We start from the raw sequence: 16,660 nt of genomic DNA on the forward strand, positions 1-16,660 counted from the left end.
TCACTATTCTAGTTTAGAAACAGCAACATTAATTCGTTTTATACCTTCTTCAATATTTTTCAAGGAAGTGGCATAAGATAAACGTATGTGGTCATCACTGCCAAATGCCACTCCGGGAACAGCGGCCACGTTTGCTTCGTCAAGCAAGTAATCAATTAATTCCGTGGAATTTGTTATTTTTCTTCCTTTGTAAGAGCGTCCATAAATGCCGGAGACATTTGGAAAGACATAAAATGCTCCTTCAGGAGAAAAACATTTTACTTCTGGAATTTGTTCGAGCGCATGGACTATATAATCTTTTCGCTTCCGGAATTCGCTCACCATTTGATCGACAATAGTTTGATCTCCGGAAAGTGCTTCCACGGCGGCTTTCTGAGCAATGGACGTCGGATTGGAAGTGTTTTGGCTTTGAATCTTATTTACTGCCGCCACTATCTCTTCCGGTCCGGCAGCGTAACCAATGCGCCAACCGGTCATAGCATAAGTTTTGGACACGCCATTAACTACTATTGTCCTGTCCTTTAACTTTGGTTCACAGGCAGCTATATTCATAAAAGGAAAGTCAGCGTAAAAGATTTTTTCGTAAATATCATCCGAAATAACCAATATATCCTTGTCCAGCAAAACTGCAGCAATGGCTTTTAATTCTTCCTGTGAATAAGCCGCTCCGGTAGGATTGGAAGGACTGTTAATAATCACCGCACGGGTATTTTTGTTTATGGCAGCCTTTAACTGTTCCGGCGTCATTTTAAAGCCGTCTTTTTCCTTCGTATGAATAATTACCGGCCGGCCTTCGGCCAGAACTATGATATCGGGATAAGAAACCCAGTACGGAGCAGGAATAATGACTTCGTCACCGGGATCAAAAAGAACCTGCGCCAAATTATATAATGTATGTTTTGCTCCGCAGGAAACAACAATTTGCGAACGTTTATATTCCAAGTCATTATCACGTTTTAACTTCGCCGCAATAGCGTCTTTAAGTTCATCAGTGCCTCCGACCGGAGTGTATTTGGTAAAACCTGCGTCAATGGCTTTAATTGCCGCATTCTTAATATTAGCCGGTGTATCAAAATCCGGTTCACCCGCCGCAAAGCCGATCACGTCTCTCCCCTGCGCTCTGAGAGCATTGGCTTTTGCAGTAATGGCTAAAGTTTCCGATGGTTTAATTTTCGCTACCCTGGACGATAATCGCACAAACTACTCCTTACTCTTTTTAGTATAGAATTTCTCTATTAGCTTTTGATTAACATTGTCCGGTACCAGACCTTTTACCGAACCTCCTAAACTCACCACTTCTTTGATTAACCTGGAACTTGTGTAAAACCATTTGAACCCGCTCATTAGAAAAACAGTTTCGATTTTTCTTGTTTGCCGACGGTTCATCAGTGCCATCTGAAATTCATATTCAAAATCAGAAAGAGCGCGCATTCCGCGCAATATTATACCGGTACCGGAAAGTTTCAAATAATCGACAAGCAATCCAGCATAGCAATCTACCCGGACACCTTTAGTTCCGTTGAATACTTCCCGAATCATTTCCATTCTTTCTTCAACTGAGAACAGATAAGTTTTGTTGGGATTGTAAGCAATGAGAATGATGATTTCATCAAAAATATTCAGTCCTCTTTTGATAAGATCCACATGGCCATTAGTAATGGGATCAAATGAACCCGGGTATATTGCAGCTCTCTTCGCATCGTTTTCTTGTGTCATTTCCTCTCCATTTTTAAAAAAGTTAAGGCATTTTCGCCATATTTTCGTTGATCTATTTGATAGATAGTATCCTTCCCCGGCTCACTGAAATTTTCTTTTATCGAATGTTGAATTACTAATATTCCATCCTTATTGAGAACATTATGTTTGCTTAAAGCCTTCAGCGTTACGCCGGTTAAATCCCGGTTATAGGGTGGATCGGCAAAGATGATATCAAATCCACATTTTTTTCTAAAAAGATCATTCAGACCGAATTCGATATCCTTGTCAATTATCCGGTAGTTACTATCCAGAGCGCATGTTTGGATATTTTTTTTAATAATTTCAACAAGATTTTTATTCTTTTCTACAAAACAAACATCCTGAGCTCCGCGACTGGCAGCTTCCAAACCAACGCTTCCCGATCCGGCGAAAAGATCAAGAAATGTTTTCCCCTGCAAAGTACCCAACAAATTAAAAAGAGCTTCTCTGAGAAAATCAGAAGTAGGCCTTTCCTTTGATCTTGAAGGGAAACTCAATGTTCTCCCCCTAGCCTCGCCTCCTGTAATTCTCATAATTTTTCACATGAATTATTTCTTTTTTCTTATCTTGTTTCGATTACTGGATATTACTTTTCTTTTCTTTATTTTTTCTGAAAAACTTCACTACCCACCAAATGGGACCGGAAAGGGCATATCCTAATAACAACACAAAAAACATCAATTCCGGCTCCGCTACTATGATAATTGATAAAACGACCAACCAGAAAAAAATTGTGAATGGTTTCCGCACAAGGAGCTTCATATCTTTGAAGCTGTAATATTTGATACTGCTGACCATCAATAGCGACAAGATAATTACAAATATAATTATAAAAATATTATGGAATTTCCCTTCCACTCCGATATAATCGCTACTGAAGAAAATTACGGTGGTGGCCACAACCGAAGCCGCCGCCGGAATGGGCAGGCCGTTAAATACGCTGCTTTCAATTATACCGATTTGGATGTTATATCGGGCTAATCTCAGAGCGCCACAGAGAACAAACAGAAAGGCGACAATCCATCCCCATTTGCCGTAAATAGACATGGCCCAACAATAAGCTAAAAGAGACGGTGCGACACCAAAAGCTATCACGTCGGCCAGGGAATCATATTCGGCACCGAATTTTGAAGTTGTATTGGTAAGGCGGGCAATCCGGCCATCTAAACCATCAAAAACAACGGAAAATAAAATAGCAATAGACGCCGGCACGAAATGCTCTTTAAAAGAAGCAATAATAGAATAAAATCCACAAAATAGACTGGCCGAGGTGAAAAGATTCGGCAGTATATAAATCCCTTTTTTCATCCGCATTTTCCGGGGTGAATTTTCTGTATTCATGACAAATACCCTAATACTGTTTCGCCTGCTTTAACTTTATCTTTCAATTTTACTAAAATGCGAGAATCATCGGGCAAATAGACATCAACCCGTGAACCAAAACGAATTAATCCTACTCGCTCGCCTTTTTTAACAATTGTACCTACGTTGACCCAGCAGACAATACGACGGGCAATAAGACCTGCTATCTGTACCATCCATAAAGAACGTCCGTCTTCAGTACGAATCATAATTTCATTACGTTCATTATCAAGCGAAGCCTTATCTAAATTAGCAGAAAAGAATTTGCCTTCATGGTAATTAATAGCTTCTATTTCGCCTGAATAGGGAGCACGATTGACATGAACATTAAAAACATTCATGAAAATACTGATTTTTTTAAATTTTCCCGAAATAGTTCCATCTACTTCGACATCTTCTATTTTTATTATTTTACCATCGGCAGGAGAAATTAATACTTTTTCCTCGTCCTGAAAATATCTATCCGGATTGCGGAAAAACCAGATAATAAAAAATGTGATAAATGCGAATAAAATTGTCAGCCAGCCAATACCAAAAAATGCAATAAATATGGTAGTTACCAACGACAGAATGATAAAAGGATAGCCACCGCGAGCAATTACACTATCATGTTTCATAAAGCATTTATCTTTTCTTATTAACTGATTGCATTTAACATGATACCGAGGCAGCAAATATAAGATTTCGCTATAAACGGCTCAGTATTAAATGAGCGTTTTTTGTTATATCAATTGAGTGTTCTTGTCAATAAATCTTTAATTTTTATACAAAAACAAATCAAACCAACTATTTGTTTACCCTTGCATACATTGGTTATATTTTATATAGTAAAGATCATTCTAAATCAATGATTTATCTTTGCTGGCTATTGTCTATGCAAAAAATAAAATGGAATATAGTCTGGGGCGTTTTAATCACTTGTGTTTTTTTCCTTCTGCTATTTATTCGCCTTGAATTTTTACCTAAAAATACGCAGTTAGTCTCGCCTGTTCAAATAATAAAGTCACAGAAGTCTCAAGACACATGGATGAATATCTATCAAAACGGCAGAAAAATCGGTTTTGTTCATCGGACATTTGCTAAACTTGATAAAAATTACCACTTTAATGAAATTGTTTTTATGCAGATTAACACTATGGGAGTAACGCAGGCTTTAAATATTTTGACTGAGGGCGATTTGAATCCCGATATGTCTCTTGCCTCATTTAATTTTGATTTGAATTCCAACCTGTTTCGTTTTAATTCTCACGGTAACGTGGTTAAAAATAAATTGATCTTTTTTATGGGTTTACCCGGTTCACAGGAAAAAAACGAAATTAATCTCCAGGATATTCCCCATATCAGCGGTAGCATTTATGACGCCGCGTTTCAGGCTGATTTGGGAAAAAATATGTCCCGCAACTTCAGTATTTTTGATCCTTCTACACTTTCTGTCAAATCAATTAAAGTTACCAGGTCAGCCGATGAAATTATTCCGATTATGGGAAAAAGAATCTTAACAAAAAAATACTGCGCCGATTTCATGGGGGCTAAAAACTGTGCCTGGCTGAGTAAAGAGGGAGATGTTTTAAAAGAAACAGGTATTCTGGGGCTCTCTATGGAAAAGGTCAGCCCGCAAAAAGCTCAAGAAGGAATTGTTAATCAAGGAAATGTTGATTTAACGCAAATTTCTTCTATCGCTTCTAATGTTAAAATTACCGAACCGGAAAAACTTGAAGCAATTAAAATCAAAATCGAAGGTATTGGCAATTTGTTATCCCTGAATGGTGACAGACAAAGTTTCCGTCACGATGTTCTGAATATCACCAGGGAACACTTGCCACCGTCTTCAAATTTAAACAATAAGCTTCCCCAAGACGTCGCCCTCTTTTTGAGGTCTGCTCCGTTTATGCAATCCGATAATCCACAAATAAAAGCTCAGGTGAATAAAATAATCGCGCCGACCGACACGGCCGAACAGAAAGCGAGGAAAATTGTCAATTGGGTTTACCGCAATATTAAGAAAAAACCGGTTTTGTCGGTTCCCAATGCATTGGAAGTTCTAAAAAACAAAGTCGGCGATTGCAACGAGCATTCCATACTGACTGTTGCCCTGCTGCGATCCGCCGGTATTCCGGCGCAAATGGAAGCTGGATTGGTTTATCTGCACGGCAGGTTTTACTGGCATGCGTGGAACGTTCTGTACCTGAGAGGACAATGGATCACCGCAGATGCCGTTTTCAATCAAATTCCGGCAGACGTTACCCATATCAGGCTTGTCCGCGGTGACAGCGTCGAACAGCTTAATTTAATGGGAGTGATGGGCAAAATCAAACTGGAGGTATTAGAGCAAACTAGATGATTAAATTACACGAACTAACCAAAGATTACGGTACTACCATAGCGGTAAACAAGCTCAGTTTAAATGTTGCCGCCGGAGAAATTTATGGCTTCATCGGACCCAACGGCGCCGGCAAAACAACAACTATCCGGCTGATGGGCGGCATTCTGGCACCGACATCCGGTAACATTATTATCGGCGGATTTGATATGGCTCAAAATCCCGTCGAGGCGAAACAGATGATCGGTTTTGTACCCGACAGGCCTTTTCTATATGAAAAGCTCACAGGAATGGAGTTTCTGCGATTTTCGGCTGACCTGTACAATGTCAGACACGACACATTTCCACAAAAAGCACAACAGCTTCTGCAGCAATTTGCTCTTGCGGATTGGGCTGACGAGTTGATTGAAGCTTATTCACACGGAATGAAGCAAAGGCTCATTATTGCTTCCGCTCTGTTACATGATCCCCGAATATTGATTATTGATGAGCCAATGGTCGGCCTTGATCCTGCCGCAGTGCGCATGGTTAAGGATATTTTAAAAGAACTGGCCGCCCATCAAACAACTATTTTTATTTCCACACACACTTTAAGTATTGCCGAGGATTTATGCCATCGCATCGGCTTAATTCACAAGGGTATGTTATTGGCACAAGGCACTCTTGATGAATTAAAGCATATTGCAAACTTAGGAGAAGCCAGGCTCGAAGAAGTTTTTTTAACCATAATTAAAGAAAATACTTTTATATGAATACTATTTTTTCGCTGTTAAGACCGCGCATACTCTCCGCAATCAACGGTTTGCGGACAAACAATGGAAAAAGCAATTGGCCTCGTTTTTTCATGTACGGTTCGCTTGGTATTATTTTTTGGACAGGCACTTTTATTATTTTCTATCGCGTATTGTTTTATTTTCAAAGTGTACAGGATTTCGGCGATATATTAGCGATGAAACTGATTTCGATGCTGATTATAACTTTTTTTACGCTTTTGCTCTTCAGTAACATCATAAATTGTCTTTCCCATCTCTACTTAAGTCAGGATTTACCGCTTTTGCATTCGTTGCCGGTTTCGTCGAAGAATATATTTTTTTCACGGTGGATCATCAGCACCTTTGACAGTTCCTGGATGATTGTTGCTTTTAGTTTTCCGGTATTTTTATCTTACGGATTGATTTACAAAGCGGGCATCATTTTTTATGTGATCTTTTTAGCCGCAATAATCTTCATGTGTCTTATTGCTTCGGCTCTCAGCAGCATTTTAGTTTTATTTGGAGCTAAAATATTACCTGCCGGACGCATCAGAACAATTCTTATTGTTCTTGGCGTTGCTATGACATTGTTTCTTATTCTTGTTTTGCGTTTAACACGGCCGGAGCAATTGGTAAATCCGGACAGTTTCGCTTCTGTTGTCCTTTATTTAAATTCCATGCAAACCCCTGACTCGCCTCTGTTGCCAACAACATGGATTACCGATACAATTAAATCCGCTCTTAATAGTGAAATAAAAAGCTGCCTTTTTAATATTGCACTTACCGGAACCTGCGCCTTTATGCTTATTTTCATCAACAACATTATCGCTCAGTTCGTATACTTTAATGGTTTTTCTAAATCGCAGACAACGCCAAAGCGACTTTTTGCGCCGGTTAAATACAAAGGTTATAACTGGGAAAGTTTACTGAATTTTCTTCCGCGAGAATCAAAAGCTTTTGCTGTCAAGGAAATCCGTACCTTTTTCAGGGATTCAGCACAATGGCCGCAATTATTTCTAATGGTCGCTTTAATTGCAATTTACATTTATAATTTTTCTGTTCTACCTTTGGATAATTTTCCAATAAAGGCCATTTATCTGCAAAATTTATTTTCCTTCTTGAATATAGGATTGGCAGCCTTCGTGCTTACGGCCATTGTTGCCCGTTTCGTTTTTCCAGCAGTGAGTATGGAGGGCGAAGCATTCTGGATTGTTCAAGCGGCACCGGTATCGATAAAAAGATTTCTCTGGATCAAGTTTTTTCTGTATTACATACCGCTGATAATCTTAGCAGAGGTTCTGGTTGTTGTTTCCAATTTATTACTGCGAGTTTCTCCTTTTATGATGTTTCTATCAACCATAACAATATTCTGCCTCGTTCCTGCTGTAGTGGGCATGGCCGTCGGCCTGGGCGCTGTCTATGCCGATTTTAAATCGGAAAATCCGGCACAGACGGTAACAAGTTTCGGCGGACTCCTTTTTATGATTCTTTGTTTTTGTTTAATTGCTTCTGTTTTAATCCTGGAAGCCGGTCCCGTGTATTACATATTTATGGCTGATATACGCGCTCAGAATATTTCTTTACTGCAATTATTATGGTCTGTTATTTCTTTTGGTTTTGCTTCTTTTCTTTGTCTGCTTGCTTTCTTTTACCCCATTTATCTTGGTGAAAAAAAACTCCGCATTAGATAAACACTTCCCATTTCAATATTCAAATAATTTCCTGCTACGTTCGGCGGTAGCTTGAACTTTAAAGATTAAAAATTGTCTTGATTTTACTTGCCAAACAAGTTAGAAAAATACTTATTAAAATTATACTTTTATGTTCCTGATACAACTGGTTGAGATAGGGGAATTTTTTCATTAATGCAATTAACAGGCAATCATTTATTAAATAATAACGATGCTCACGATGATAATCATCTCTTTACTCTTTTGATTTTATCGCGTTGTGCTTGTTTTTCCGGGTAAAACTTGTTTAACATTTACGCTATTTAACAATAATTATTTGCGAAACAGTAATTTTAGATTTTCAGGAGCAATATGGAAAAAATCTGCATCGTAAAAAGACGGCGAGAACAAGCTCAACCGGATGTTAAATTTAAACCTGCACAGCCGGATAATAAAATTGATATTCTTCCGCCTCCAGTTGCAAAAAGCGACACCACTACCGGTAACCAAGCTCAACTATCCCATCATAAAAAAATAGTAGAAGAGTTTATGGACGATTCCACGTCCGTCATTTCCATTATTATGACAAAAGAGCAGTCAGCATTACTACAACAGTCGGAATACATAAAAGAATTATTAGGAGGGGCAAAGAAAGATCCGTCACTGGACATAAAAGTCAATCATGATGGCCAACTGGCTCTTAATTTTCGTTATAATGAATCCATACTGTTAAGAATGCTGTGCTCTAATCAGGTCTGTCAAATGCTTCAAGTCAGCAAAAGCTTCCTGCAGAAGCTTGTTAATGAAAAAAAGATAAACAGCTACAAACTGGGCAGAATGAGACGTTTTTTACTGGAAGACATTCTGGAGTATTTAAGTAATGACGAAGAATTCGCACAACTTAAAAAATGATGATGATCTTACTTAATTATTTAACATTGAAGGATAAATTATTTTTATCTTATAATAATTTGTAAGGAGAATACAGATGTACTGCGAATATTGGAATCTGAATAAGCCCCCTTTCGATAACGTTCCTGATTCTTCAATGTATGTCGATTGCCATGAATCCATGGAAGATGTCATTTCTGAAACAATTTTTGCTATCAAGGAAGGCAATGAATGTTTCGCTGTTATTGTAGGTGATGTGGGCTTAGGTAAAACTCTTTCTTTGCGAATTATAATCGACTCGCTGGAACCGGAAAAATATAAGGTCGCGTTAATCACCAACCCCTCACTTTCTTTCATACAACTGTTAAGAGAAATTATCGGACAAATAACCGGCAAGCAATGTACAGAAACAACGAAAGTCGATTTGCTGGAAATATTCAATCGTCTTTTATTTGAAACAAATGATCAGGGTAAAAAGATCGTAATTGTTATTGATGAATCCAATGTTCTATCTTCCGGTAATCTGGACGATCTGCGCCTTTTAACCAATATGCAGGATGATGATCGTAATCTTTTTACGTTGATTCTTGCCGGTCAGATGGAACTTGCACAGAAATTAGAAAATCCAAAACGAGCTAATTTATTTCAACGTATCGGCACTTATTGCCATATAGTAAAACTGCCTTCAGAGGAAGCTGTTCAGACTTACATTGAATCGAGACTCAGGCTGGCCGGGACTCAGGAAAAGATATTTGCTGATGACGCCATTCCTGTAATTTGGGAATTTTCTGAACATGGCGTTCCCCGTCTTATTAACAAAATTTGTAAACTTTGTTTGAAAGCAGGAGAAACAAACGAATTTAAGATGATATCCGGCGAAGTTGCCTCGCAAATAGCCGACCGTTTCCAAAAATTAAGCAAATTTTCTTTTCAAAAACACAAAACACAGAGCCCTCCGGAAATTGAATTGCCACCCCAGGAAAATATTTCAAACAAACCGGAAGTTAAAGAGTTGAAGAAAAAAACTAAATCTTCAACTCCCAGGAAGGCTGCACCTAAAACCAAATCTTCTTTAAAACCTGTTTCTTCTCAACCGGAATCCACGACTGGTGAAACTGAAGCATTCTCTCTAAAGCAGGCTCCGTCATTATCCATTTCTCCTGAACCGGAAATCGTTGCCGTTGAAGAGAAAGTGGTGCCCATCGCAGAGGTTTCTTCAACGCCTGTTCCTTCACTATCGGAAGCTACATCTGATGGAACTGAAGAAGCATCTCTAGAACAGGTTCCGTCAGCATCTATTCCTCTTCAGTCGGAAGTCATTCCCGTTGAAAAGAACGTGATGCCCATCGCAGAAGTTTCTTCAACGCCTGTTACTTCACTGTCGGAAGTTACAACCGAGGAAACTGAAGAAGCACCTCCCAAACAGGCGCAGTCAATTTCCATTTCTCCTGAGCCGGAAATCATTCCCGTTGAAAAGAACGTGGTGCCCATCGTAGATGTTTCTTCAACTCCTGTTACTTCAATGTCGGAAGTTATAACTGAGGAAACTGAAGAAGCACCTCCCAAACAGTCGCAGTCAATCTCCATTTCTCCTGAGCCGGAAATCATTTCCGTTGAAAAGAACGTGGTGCCCATCGTAGATGTTTCTTCAACTCCTGTTACTTCCCGACTGGATACTACGACTGATGAAACTATAGCAGGACCTCCAAAACAAGCGACGGCTGTTCCCCTTTCTTCTCAACCGGAAGTCATTCCCTTTGAAAAGAAAATTATACCACCCTTAAGAGCTTCCGCAGAAGATATTCCTCTTCAAGGAAGAGCGAAGGCTGCTGAATCCAAGGTCGTACCTCTGGCACGCACATCCACAACTTATGTTCCGCTTCAACAAGAAGCTAAGGTTGTTGGAACAAAAACAGCACCTCCGATACAAGCTTCTTCAACTCCAGCAGAAAAAAATGAAGAACAGCCGGTAAAAGATGAGCAAGAAGTTTACGAAGAGGTATTAATCGGTAAACAGAAAATTAAAATGTCTATTCCTGAAAATGTTATAAGACAGGCAAAACTGGCAAATTCCGAAAGTAAAAACAAACTGGCCGGATATTGGTCAGCGCAAGTGATCAAAGAAAATCCGCATGTCATGCATTCACCGCTTATTGATCCGGTTTCCATTTGGTTTGAAATCAAAAATGTTATTTTAAACAAGTTCAACAACACCTCATATCCAAACTGAGGTTATGAAATAATTATAATAATCCATGGATAAAGAATTCTCAGAAAAGAATACTGCCTATAATTCCAATAATGCTTATCCGAAATATAACAAACTGACCATTGCCAGCCGCAAGAAGGATATTGAAAAATACAATAAGGCTGTTGAGGATTATAACAAACTGGGTTTAGTTCATCTGGAGAATAAAAATTATGATGAGGCTTTAAACTATTTTCAAAAAATTGCAGAACTTGAACCAGATAATCCTAAAACATTCATCAATATAGGATATATATATGAAAAAATAGATATGCTCGATTCTGCAAAAAAATGCTACGAAAAATCACTGAAACTAAAAGCTGATAACATCGAGGCAATTATCAAAATCGGTAATATACTGGAGCGGCAAGGTGATTATCATCATGCCGTCAAACAATACAAAAAGGCTATCGGGATCGCTTCGCAAGATGTAGAGCCACGTTTTTGTTTAGCAACTTTGTACGACAAGCACGATATGTATGATGAAGCAGCAGATGAATATGAAAATATTATCAAGATTAACCCGCTGCATACCAAGGCTCTTTACAATTTGGGCAGAATTTATTTTCAATATGGAAACTATGCTAAAGCCTCAAAGAATTTTAAAACTGTTTTAGAACTGGAACCGGAAAACGCCGATGCCTGGAATGATCTTGGCTCTGTTTATGAAATAACTAATAATGTTAACGAAGCGATATCTACTTACAGCAGGGCTCTTGAAGTTGATCCCTTTCACGAAGAAACTAATTTTAATCTGGCCAATATCCAATATTCATTATATTTATCGTACCCCCAAAGCATCGACATTAATGATATTATCCAACGTCTTAATTTTGTCCTTGTTCGAAATCCTGATAATAAAAAAGTCCGGAAACTTCTCAATGAAATAAACTCATCACAATAGAAAAATCATAAATTTATCCCAGATTACATAACAGAAGAAAATGAAACGTTTTGAAATTTTTTTGTCATTTCGACCGAAGGGAGAAATCTTAGTAAACGAAAACGATAAAGATTTCTCGTCGTCCCGACGCATCGGAACTCCTCGAAATGACAGCTTTGATTTTTTAGACGTCTATTACGTAATCCGGGTTTATTATTTTTTTAAAAAAGCTTTTTTCGGATGAGCATCTGCTGAACGCAGATAGACAGGCACAAACGTTTCTGCATCAAGTATTTCATTCCGCTTGAATTTTTCTATCCCTAAAATAGCCACAGATGAAGCGCGAATATATTGCTGCTGTTGTGAAGCAACAAAAATATTTTTTTTCTTTGTACCACTGATAATATCTGCATATTTGATTGCCCCGTCACCGACAAATAAAGCTTCCTGTTTAAAATCAGGATCAATGTCAGTCGGATTTACAACTTCATCTGCGCCTATTTGTTCCAAAAGATTTTTCTGATTATACCGAAAATACGCCACATAAACCTGTCCTCTTCCGGCGTCCATTACAGAACAAATGATTTTTGAATTGTCGCTTATATTCAATGCAAGAGCCGCAAGAGAAGAAACTCCGACGGCGGGCCTTCCTGTTGCAAACATAAATCCTTTGAGCGTACTGGCTCCAATACGCAGTCCTGTAAACGAACCGGGACCGATCGTACAGACAAATAAATCAAAATCGGTAATTTTTATTCTTGTCTGAAGACAGGCTTGATCAATGGCAGGCAAAAGCACTTCCGAATGATTTATATCAACATTGATTATGGTATCATAAAGAACAGCATTATCCTGCAAGATTGCTACAGCAACGGTTTGGAAAGAAGTATCAAAAGCTAAAGTCAACATAGCTCACTTAAAATATTTTGTAATATCATTGATAAATTTTATGTTTAACCGCTCAATGTCAATAAAAATAACAAAAAGCATTAACATCAATAAAATAGCAAAACCGATTTGCTGGGATATTTCTTTCACTTTCATGCTTATTTCTCTTCTGGTTACAATTTCAATTATGTAGAAGAAGATATGGCCGCCATCGAGAACAGGGATGGGGAAAAGATTAATTACTCCCAGGTTTATGGAAAGCACGGCCATAAAAAGAATGAAAGGAATTATGCCTTCTTTTACCTGAGCACCGGCGACCTGAGCAATAAAAATCGGCCCACCTAAAGTTCGTGGCGAAATAATACCCTCAAATATTTTAACCACAGAAATAACTGTCAGTTTGCTAATCTCCCAGGTCTTGTTTAGCGAGGAGATAATCGCATCCCAGGGATTTTTCCTTTCTACCACCATATCTCCGGCAGGAGAAACTCCAATAAGATATCTGGATTCTTCTTCACCAAAAATATTTTTTGCTTTAGATAATCTTGGCTTAATTAAAAGATGCTTCTTCTCCACTCCCCTCTCGATAGCAACGTCAACGTCTTTGCCTTTACTTTTAGCTATTGCCGATTTTATATCTTCCCAAAAGATAATTTTTTGTCCATTAATGGAAATGATTTTATCGCCACTCAGCATACCAGCTTCCATAGAGGCGCTTTCTTTTTGCACTGCTCCAACGACAGCGGTTAGATTAGGTAAACCGTACATGAAAACAAAAGCAAATATTACTATAGCCAAGAAGAAGTTAAAAACGGGACCAGCTAAAACAATTAACATGCGTTTCCATACCGCCTGTTTATAAAACGATCTTTTTTCATCTTCCGGCGATAATTCTTCATTACCTGACTCACCCAAAAGTTTTACAAATCCGCCCAAAGGTATCCAGGAAAGCGCATATTCGGTTTCTCCAACTTTCTTACTAACGATCTTAGGTCCAAAACCGAGAGAAAACTTTAAAACGCCTACACCGGCAATTCGAGCGGCTATAAAATGTCCAAATTCATGAACAAAAATAAGAACACCTAGTAATATTATAAAAGAAATTAAGGTAATCATTACATTATCCTTTCTATTATTTTGCTAGTCTCTCTTCTTGCCCATAAATCGGCTTGCAGAATATCCTCTAAAGAAGGAGTGTTAATTGAATTATGAACATCAAGAACAGTTTCTATGATCTTAGGCAAATCAATAAAACGAACTTTCTTTTCCATGAATGCAGCTACAGCGATTTCATCAGCGGCATTTAAAACAACCGGAGCCGTGCCGCCGCAAATACCTGCTGCGTAGGCAAGACCAAGACAAGGAAATTTCTTTATATCCGGATTGCGAAATTCCAAATTTCCTGTTTTTACAAGATTCAAAGACGGAAGATCATTGATTATCCTTTCCGGATAAGTTAAGGCATAAGCAATAGGCAATTTCATATCCGGTATTCCCATTTGCGCCAAAAAAGCTCCGTCAACAAATTCCACCATGGAATGCACTATGCTTTGCGGATGAATTAAAACATCGATATGGCTGAAATCAACATTAAAAAACCATTTAGCCTCGATAACCTCTAATCCCTTGTTCATCATCGAAGCAGAATCAATAGTTACTTTCTTCCCCATCTTCCAGTTGGGATGACGCAATGTTTGACTGAGACTGACTTTCTTTAATTCATTTCTGGTAATATTTAGGAATGGACCTCCGGAAGCCGTCAAAATTATTCGCCGCAAATTTTCTCGCTTCTGTCCTTCTAAACATTGAAATATTGCGCTGTGTTCACTGTCAATGGGGATAATTTTTACTCTTTTTTTTATCGCTCTTCTGGTTACAATTTCCCCAGCCATAACCATCGTTTCCTTGTTGGCTAAAGCAATATCTTTGCCCGCTTCAATTGCCGCAATCGTCGGTATTAAACCAGCGGAACCTGATATAGCGGAAATGACGACATCCGCCGAAGGAAATGAAGCAACCTCTTTCAGTCCTTCTTTATCATAAAATATTTTAACCTTATTTTTATTTGTTAAGGAATCATGAAGTTGAAGAGCGGTTTCTTTAGTGCTTACGGCAACCACTTTAGGCTTAAATTTTTCTATTTGTTTTTTGAGCAGCGCTATATTTTTTCCGGCGGCAAGCGCCACGACTTGAAAACGTTCAGGATTTTTTCCAATAACATCCAGCGCACTGCATCCAATCGAACCTGTTGATCCCAAAATCGTTATTTTTTTCATTTATCCAATTATAAATATTCGGTAATAATAAACAAAGGGAGCAATAAAAAGCAGGCAATCCAGACGATCAAGGATGCCCCCGTGACCGGGCAGAATTGAACCCGCATCCTTAAGCCCGTAATTTCTTTTAATAGCAGATTCACAAATATCACCCAGCTGCCCGATAATACTGCCGGTAAAGGCAAGAATTAGTATTTGCGTAACCGGTATTTCCGGTAAGAAGTAGTAACTGAAGATCAGACAAGCACTTGTGCTTCCCAAGACCAATCCAGCCAAACCTTCCACAGTTTTACCGGGACTGACAAAAGGAGCAAGTTTATGTTTGCCGAAATATTTACCCGCATATAACGCAAATATATCACCGATAAATGCGAGAAATAAAACAAAAAATATCCACTCTATTCCTTTATCCATCATTCGCAATGAAATGAAATATGACATCAGAAAAGGTATATATATCATGCCAAAGATTACTTTAAAGACCGATAAAACATCAAACTTTGATTCTTTAATCGACAGGACAAATATTATAAAAACAATCAACACGGCAAAGGCAAAAATGGCAAGTAACTGCTGATTATTCCCCAATAAGACAGACAAAGGAATAATTACCGCCAGAATCAGACCTTCAATTTTTTCCTTTACGAAACCATTCCCGAAAACTATGTGATTGTATTCCCAAACTCCACCCATGATAAAGAAAATAACAAGGGCCGCAAATATTTCTTTTGAACCGAACACGATAATTAAAACTAATATCGGAGCAAGGGCAAGACCTGTCACCCATCTTTTTAATAATGAATTTGACGTTTTTGCCATATTTTCAAATCCTAGCTTTTCTCTTCACTATTCATCATTCTCTATTTACTATTTACTCTTCTCTTCTTTCAACTGTTCACTGGTCAGACCAAAACGTCTTTCACGTTTCTGATAACTGGCAATTGCTTTAAAAAGATCATCCTTTGTAAAATCAGGCCAGAGAACATTGGTAAAATAGAGTTCCGTGTAAGCCATCTGCCAGAGCAAGAAATTACTGATGCGATATTCGCCGCTGGTACGAATCAACAAATCCGGATCAGGAATTCCGAAAGTATACAAATAACGATCAAAAGTTTCTTTATTAATATCATTTATATCAATTTTACCTGTTTTATTATCTTGAACAATTCTTCTTACAGCACTGATAATCTCATCTTTTCCACCGTAGCTCAAAGCCAGATTTAAAACCATCTTGTCATTCTTTGCCGTGCATTCTTTTGTCTGTAAGAGTTTCTTTTGTACAGCCGGATGCAGACGATCTATTTCACCTATTGTTGTGAGCCGGATTCCCTGTTTTTGCAACTGTTTTGTTTCTTTGGTTAAATATTCGTCCAGTAAAAACATTAAAGCTTCAACTTCCTTTGCCGGACGTTCCCAATTTTCTATGGAAAAAGCGTATAGGGTTAGATATTGTATACCGATTTCGCGACATGTTGTTACGGTTGTTCTGACTGCCTGAGCTCCTTGTTTATGTCCCCGAATTCTACCTATTGCATGTTGTTTAGCCCAACGACCATTGCCATCCATAATTATGGCTATGTGTCGTGGTAATTTATTCCAGTCAATCTTTATCACTAATTTAGCTCCAAATTGA

16 protein-coding genes are annotated in these 16,660 nt (G+C 38.3%); 6 read left to right on the forward strand and 10 right to left on the reverse strand.

Annotated features, from left to right (window positions below):
• Positions 1-3: 3 nt before the first annotated feature.
• The 5 genes from CVU62_05860 to CVU62_05880 are packed head-to-tail and all read right to left on the reverse strand — an operon-like array spanning position 4 to position 3,716.
• The gene (locus CVU62_05860; GenBank protein PKN38375.1) at positions 4-1,197 is read right to left on the reverse strand and encodes an aspartate aminotransferase; all 1,194 of its coding nucleotides are present in this window, start codon (positions 1,195-1,197) and stop codon (positions 4-6) included.
• Between the two features lie 3 nt (positions 1,198-1,200).
• Positions 1,201-1,716, reverse strand: coding sequence for a pantetheine-phosphate adenylyltransferase (locus tag CVU62_05865; GenBank protein PKN38376.1), 516 nt, complete (start codon positions 1,714-1,716; stop codon positions 1,201-1,203).
• Positions 1,713-2,270 (reverse strand): 16S rRNA (guanine(966)-N(2))-methyltransferase RsmD, encoded by a 558-nt coding sequence (gene rsmD, locus CVU62_05870; GenBank protein ID PKN38377.1) that lies wholly within the window; start codon positions 2,268-2,270, stop codon positions 1,713-1,715. The genes CVU62_05865 and rsmD overlap by 4 nt, the downstream gene beginning before the upstream one ends.
• 43 nt (positions 2,271-2,313) lie before the next feature.
• On the reverse strand, positions 2,314-3,045 hold the full coding sequence (gene pssA / locus CVU62_05875) for a CDP-diacylglycerol--serine O-phosphatidyltransferase (GenBank protein ID PKN38579.1): 732 nt from the start codon (positions 3,043-3,045) through the stop codon (positions 2,314-2,316).
• Between the two features lie 29 nt (positions 3,046-3,074).
• The gene (locus CVU62_05880) at positions 3,075-3,716 is read right to left on the reverse strand and encodes a phosphatidylserine decarboxylase family protein (GenBank protein PKN38378.1); all 642 of its coding nucleotides are present in this window, start codon (positions 3,714-3,716) and stop codon (positions 3,075-3,077) included.
• Positions 3,717-3,946: 230 nt separating this feature from the next.
• Here CVU62_05880 and CVU62_05885 point away from each other — a divergent pair, with 230 nt between their 5' ends.
• The 6 genes from CVU62_05885 (at position 3,947) to CVU62_05910 (ending at position 11,884) form a co-directional block, all read left to right on the forward strand.
• Complete coding sequence (locus CVU62_05885; GenBank protein PKN38379.1) at positions 3,947-5,440, forward strand: hypothetical protein; 1,494 nt, start codon at positions 3,947-3,949, stop codon at positions 5,438-5,440.
• Positions 5,437-6,171 (forward strand): ABC transporter, encoded by a 735-nt coding sequence (locus CVU62_05890; protein PKN38380.1) that lies wholly within the window; start codon positions 5,437-5,439, stop codon positions 6,169-6,171. Before CVU62_05885 ends, CVU62_05890 begins: the two co-directional genes overlap by 4 nt.
• Entirely contained in the window at positions 6,168-7,862 is a 1,695-nt protein-coding gene (locus CVU62_05895) for a hypothetical protein (GenBank protein ID PKN38381.1), read from the forward strand. The genes CVU62_05890 and CVU62_05895 overlap by 4 nt, the downstream gene beginning before the upstream one ends.
• 351 nt (positions 7,863-8,213) lie before the next feature.
• On the forward strand, positions 8,214-8,753 hold the full coding sequence (locus CVU62_05900; protein PKN38382.1) for a hypothetical protein: 540 nt from the start codon (positions 8,214-8,216) through the stop codon (positions 8,751-8,753).
• Positions 8,754-8,829: 76 nt separating this feature from the next.
• Positions 8,830-10,962, forward strand: coding sequence for a hypothetical protein (locus tag CVU62_05905; GenBank protein ID PKN38383.1), 2,133 nt, complete (start codon positions 8,830-8,832; stop codon positions 10,960-10,962).
• Positions 10,963-10,987: 25 nt separating this feature from the next.
• Complete coding sequence (locus tag CVU62_05910) at positions 10,988-11,884, forward strand: hypothetical protein (GenBank protein ID PKN38384.1); 897 nt, start codon at positions 10,988-10,990, stop codon at positions 11,882-11,884.
• Positions 11,885-12,076: 192 nt separating this feature from the next.
• Here the strand turns inward: CVU62_05910 and tsaB are convergent, their stop codons facing one another.
• The 5 genes from tsaB to CVU62_05935 are packed head-to-tail and all read right to left on the reverse strand — an operon-like array spanning position 12,077 to position 16,638.
• Entirely contained in the window at positions 12,077-12,772 is a 696-nt protein-coding gene (tsaB, locus tag CVU62_05915; protein ID PKN38385.1) for a tRNA (adenosine(37)-N6)-threonylcarbamoyltransferase complex dimerization subunit type 1 TsaB, read from the reverse strand.
• A 3-nt stretch (positions 12,773-12,775) separates the two neighbouring features.
• Positions 12,776-13,867, reverse strand: a complete 1,092-nt coding sequence (locus CVU62_05920) for an RIP metalloprotease RseP (protein ID PKN38386.1) — start codon at positions 13,865-13,867, stop codon at positions 12,776-12,778.
• Positions 13,867-15,027 carry a 1-deoxy-D-xylulose-5-phosphate reductoisomerase gene (locus CVU62_05925; GenBank protein ID PKN38387.1) on the reverse strand — a complete coding sequence of 387 codons (1,161 nt, stop codon included), beginning with the start codon at positions 15,025-15,027 and terminating at the stop codon, positions 13,867-13,869. The genes CVU62_05920 and CVU62_05925 overlap by 1 nt, the downstream gene beginning before the upstream one ends.
• Positions 15,028-15,846, reverse strand: coding sequence for a hypothetical protein (locus tag CVU62_05930; protein PKN38388.1), 819 nt, complete (start codon positions 15,844-15,846; stop codon positions 15,028-15,030).
• Between the two features lie 48 nt (positions 15,847-15,894).
• Positions 15,895-16,638: an isoprenyl transferase gene (locus CVU62_05935; GenBank protein PKN38580.1), complete on the reverse strand. Its 744-nt coding sequence runs from the start codon at positions 16,636-16,638 to the stop codon at positions 15,895-15,897.
• Positions 16,639-16,660: the final 22 nt, after the last annotated feature.

The sequence above is a fragment of the Deltaproteobacteria bacterium HGW-Deltaproteobacteria-2 genome, from assembly GCA_002840505.1.
Classification (GTDB): domain Bacteria; phylum Desulfobacterota; class Syntrophia; order Syntrophales; family Smithellaceae; genus Smithella.

Coding starts and splice junctions, on each gene's coding strand:
- CVU62_05895 (PKN38381.1), top strand. CDS start 6,168: ATGAATACTATTTTTTCGCTGTTAAGACCGCGCATACTCTCCGCAATC.
- CVU62_05920 (PKN38386.1), bottom strand. CDS start 13,867: ATGATTACCTTAATTTCTTTTATAATATTACTAGGTGTTCTTATTTTT.
- CVU62_05930 (PKN38388.1), bottom strand. CDS start 15,846: ATGGCAAAAACGTCAAATTCATTATTAAAAAGATGGGTGACAGGTCTT.
- CVU62_05910 (PKN38384.1), top strand. CDS start 10,988: ATGGATAAAGAATTCTCAGAAAAGAATACTGCCTATAATTCCAATAAT.
- tsaB (PKN38385.1), bottom strand. CDS start 12,772: ATGTTGACTTTAGCTTTTGATACTTCTTTCCAAACCGTTGCTGTAGCA.
- CVU62_05900 (PKN38382.1), top strand. CDS start 8,214: ATGGAAAAAATCTGCATCGTAAAAAGACGGCGAGAACAAGCTCAACCG.
- CVU62_05880 (PKN38378.1), bottom strand. CDS start 3,716: ATGAAACATGATAGTGTAATTGCTCGCGGTGGCTATCCTTTTATCATT.
- pssA (PKN38579.1), bottom strand. CDS start 3,045: ATGAAAAAAGGGATTTATATACTGCCGAATCTTTTCACCTCGGCCAGT.
- rsmD (PKN38377.1), bottom strand. CDS start 2,270: ATGAGAATTACAGGAGGCGAGGCTAGGGGGAGAACATTGAGTTTCCCT.
- CVU62_05890 (PKN38380.1), top strand. CDS start 5,437: ATGATTAAATTACACGAACTAACCAAAGATTACGGTACTACCATAGCG.
- CVU62_05865 (PKN38376.1), bottom strand. CDS start 1,716: ATGACACAAGAAAACGATGCGAAGAGAGCTGCAATATACCCGGGTTCA.
- CVU62_05925 (PKN38387.1), bottom strand. CDS start 15,027: ATGAAAAAAATAACGATTTTGGGATCAACAGGTTCGATTGGATGCAGT.
- CVU62_05905 (PKN38383.1), top strand. CDS start 8,830: ATGTACTGCGAATATTGGAATCTGAATAAGCCCCCTTTCGATAACGTT.
- CVU62_05885 (PKN38379.1), top strand. CDS start 3,947: ATGATTTATCTTTGCTGGCTATTGTCTATGCAAAAAATAAAATGGAAT.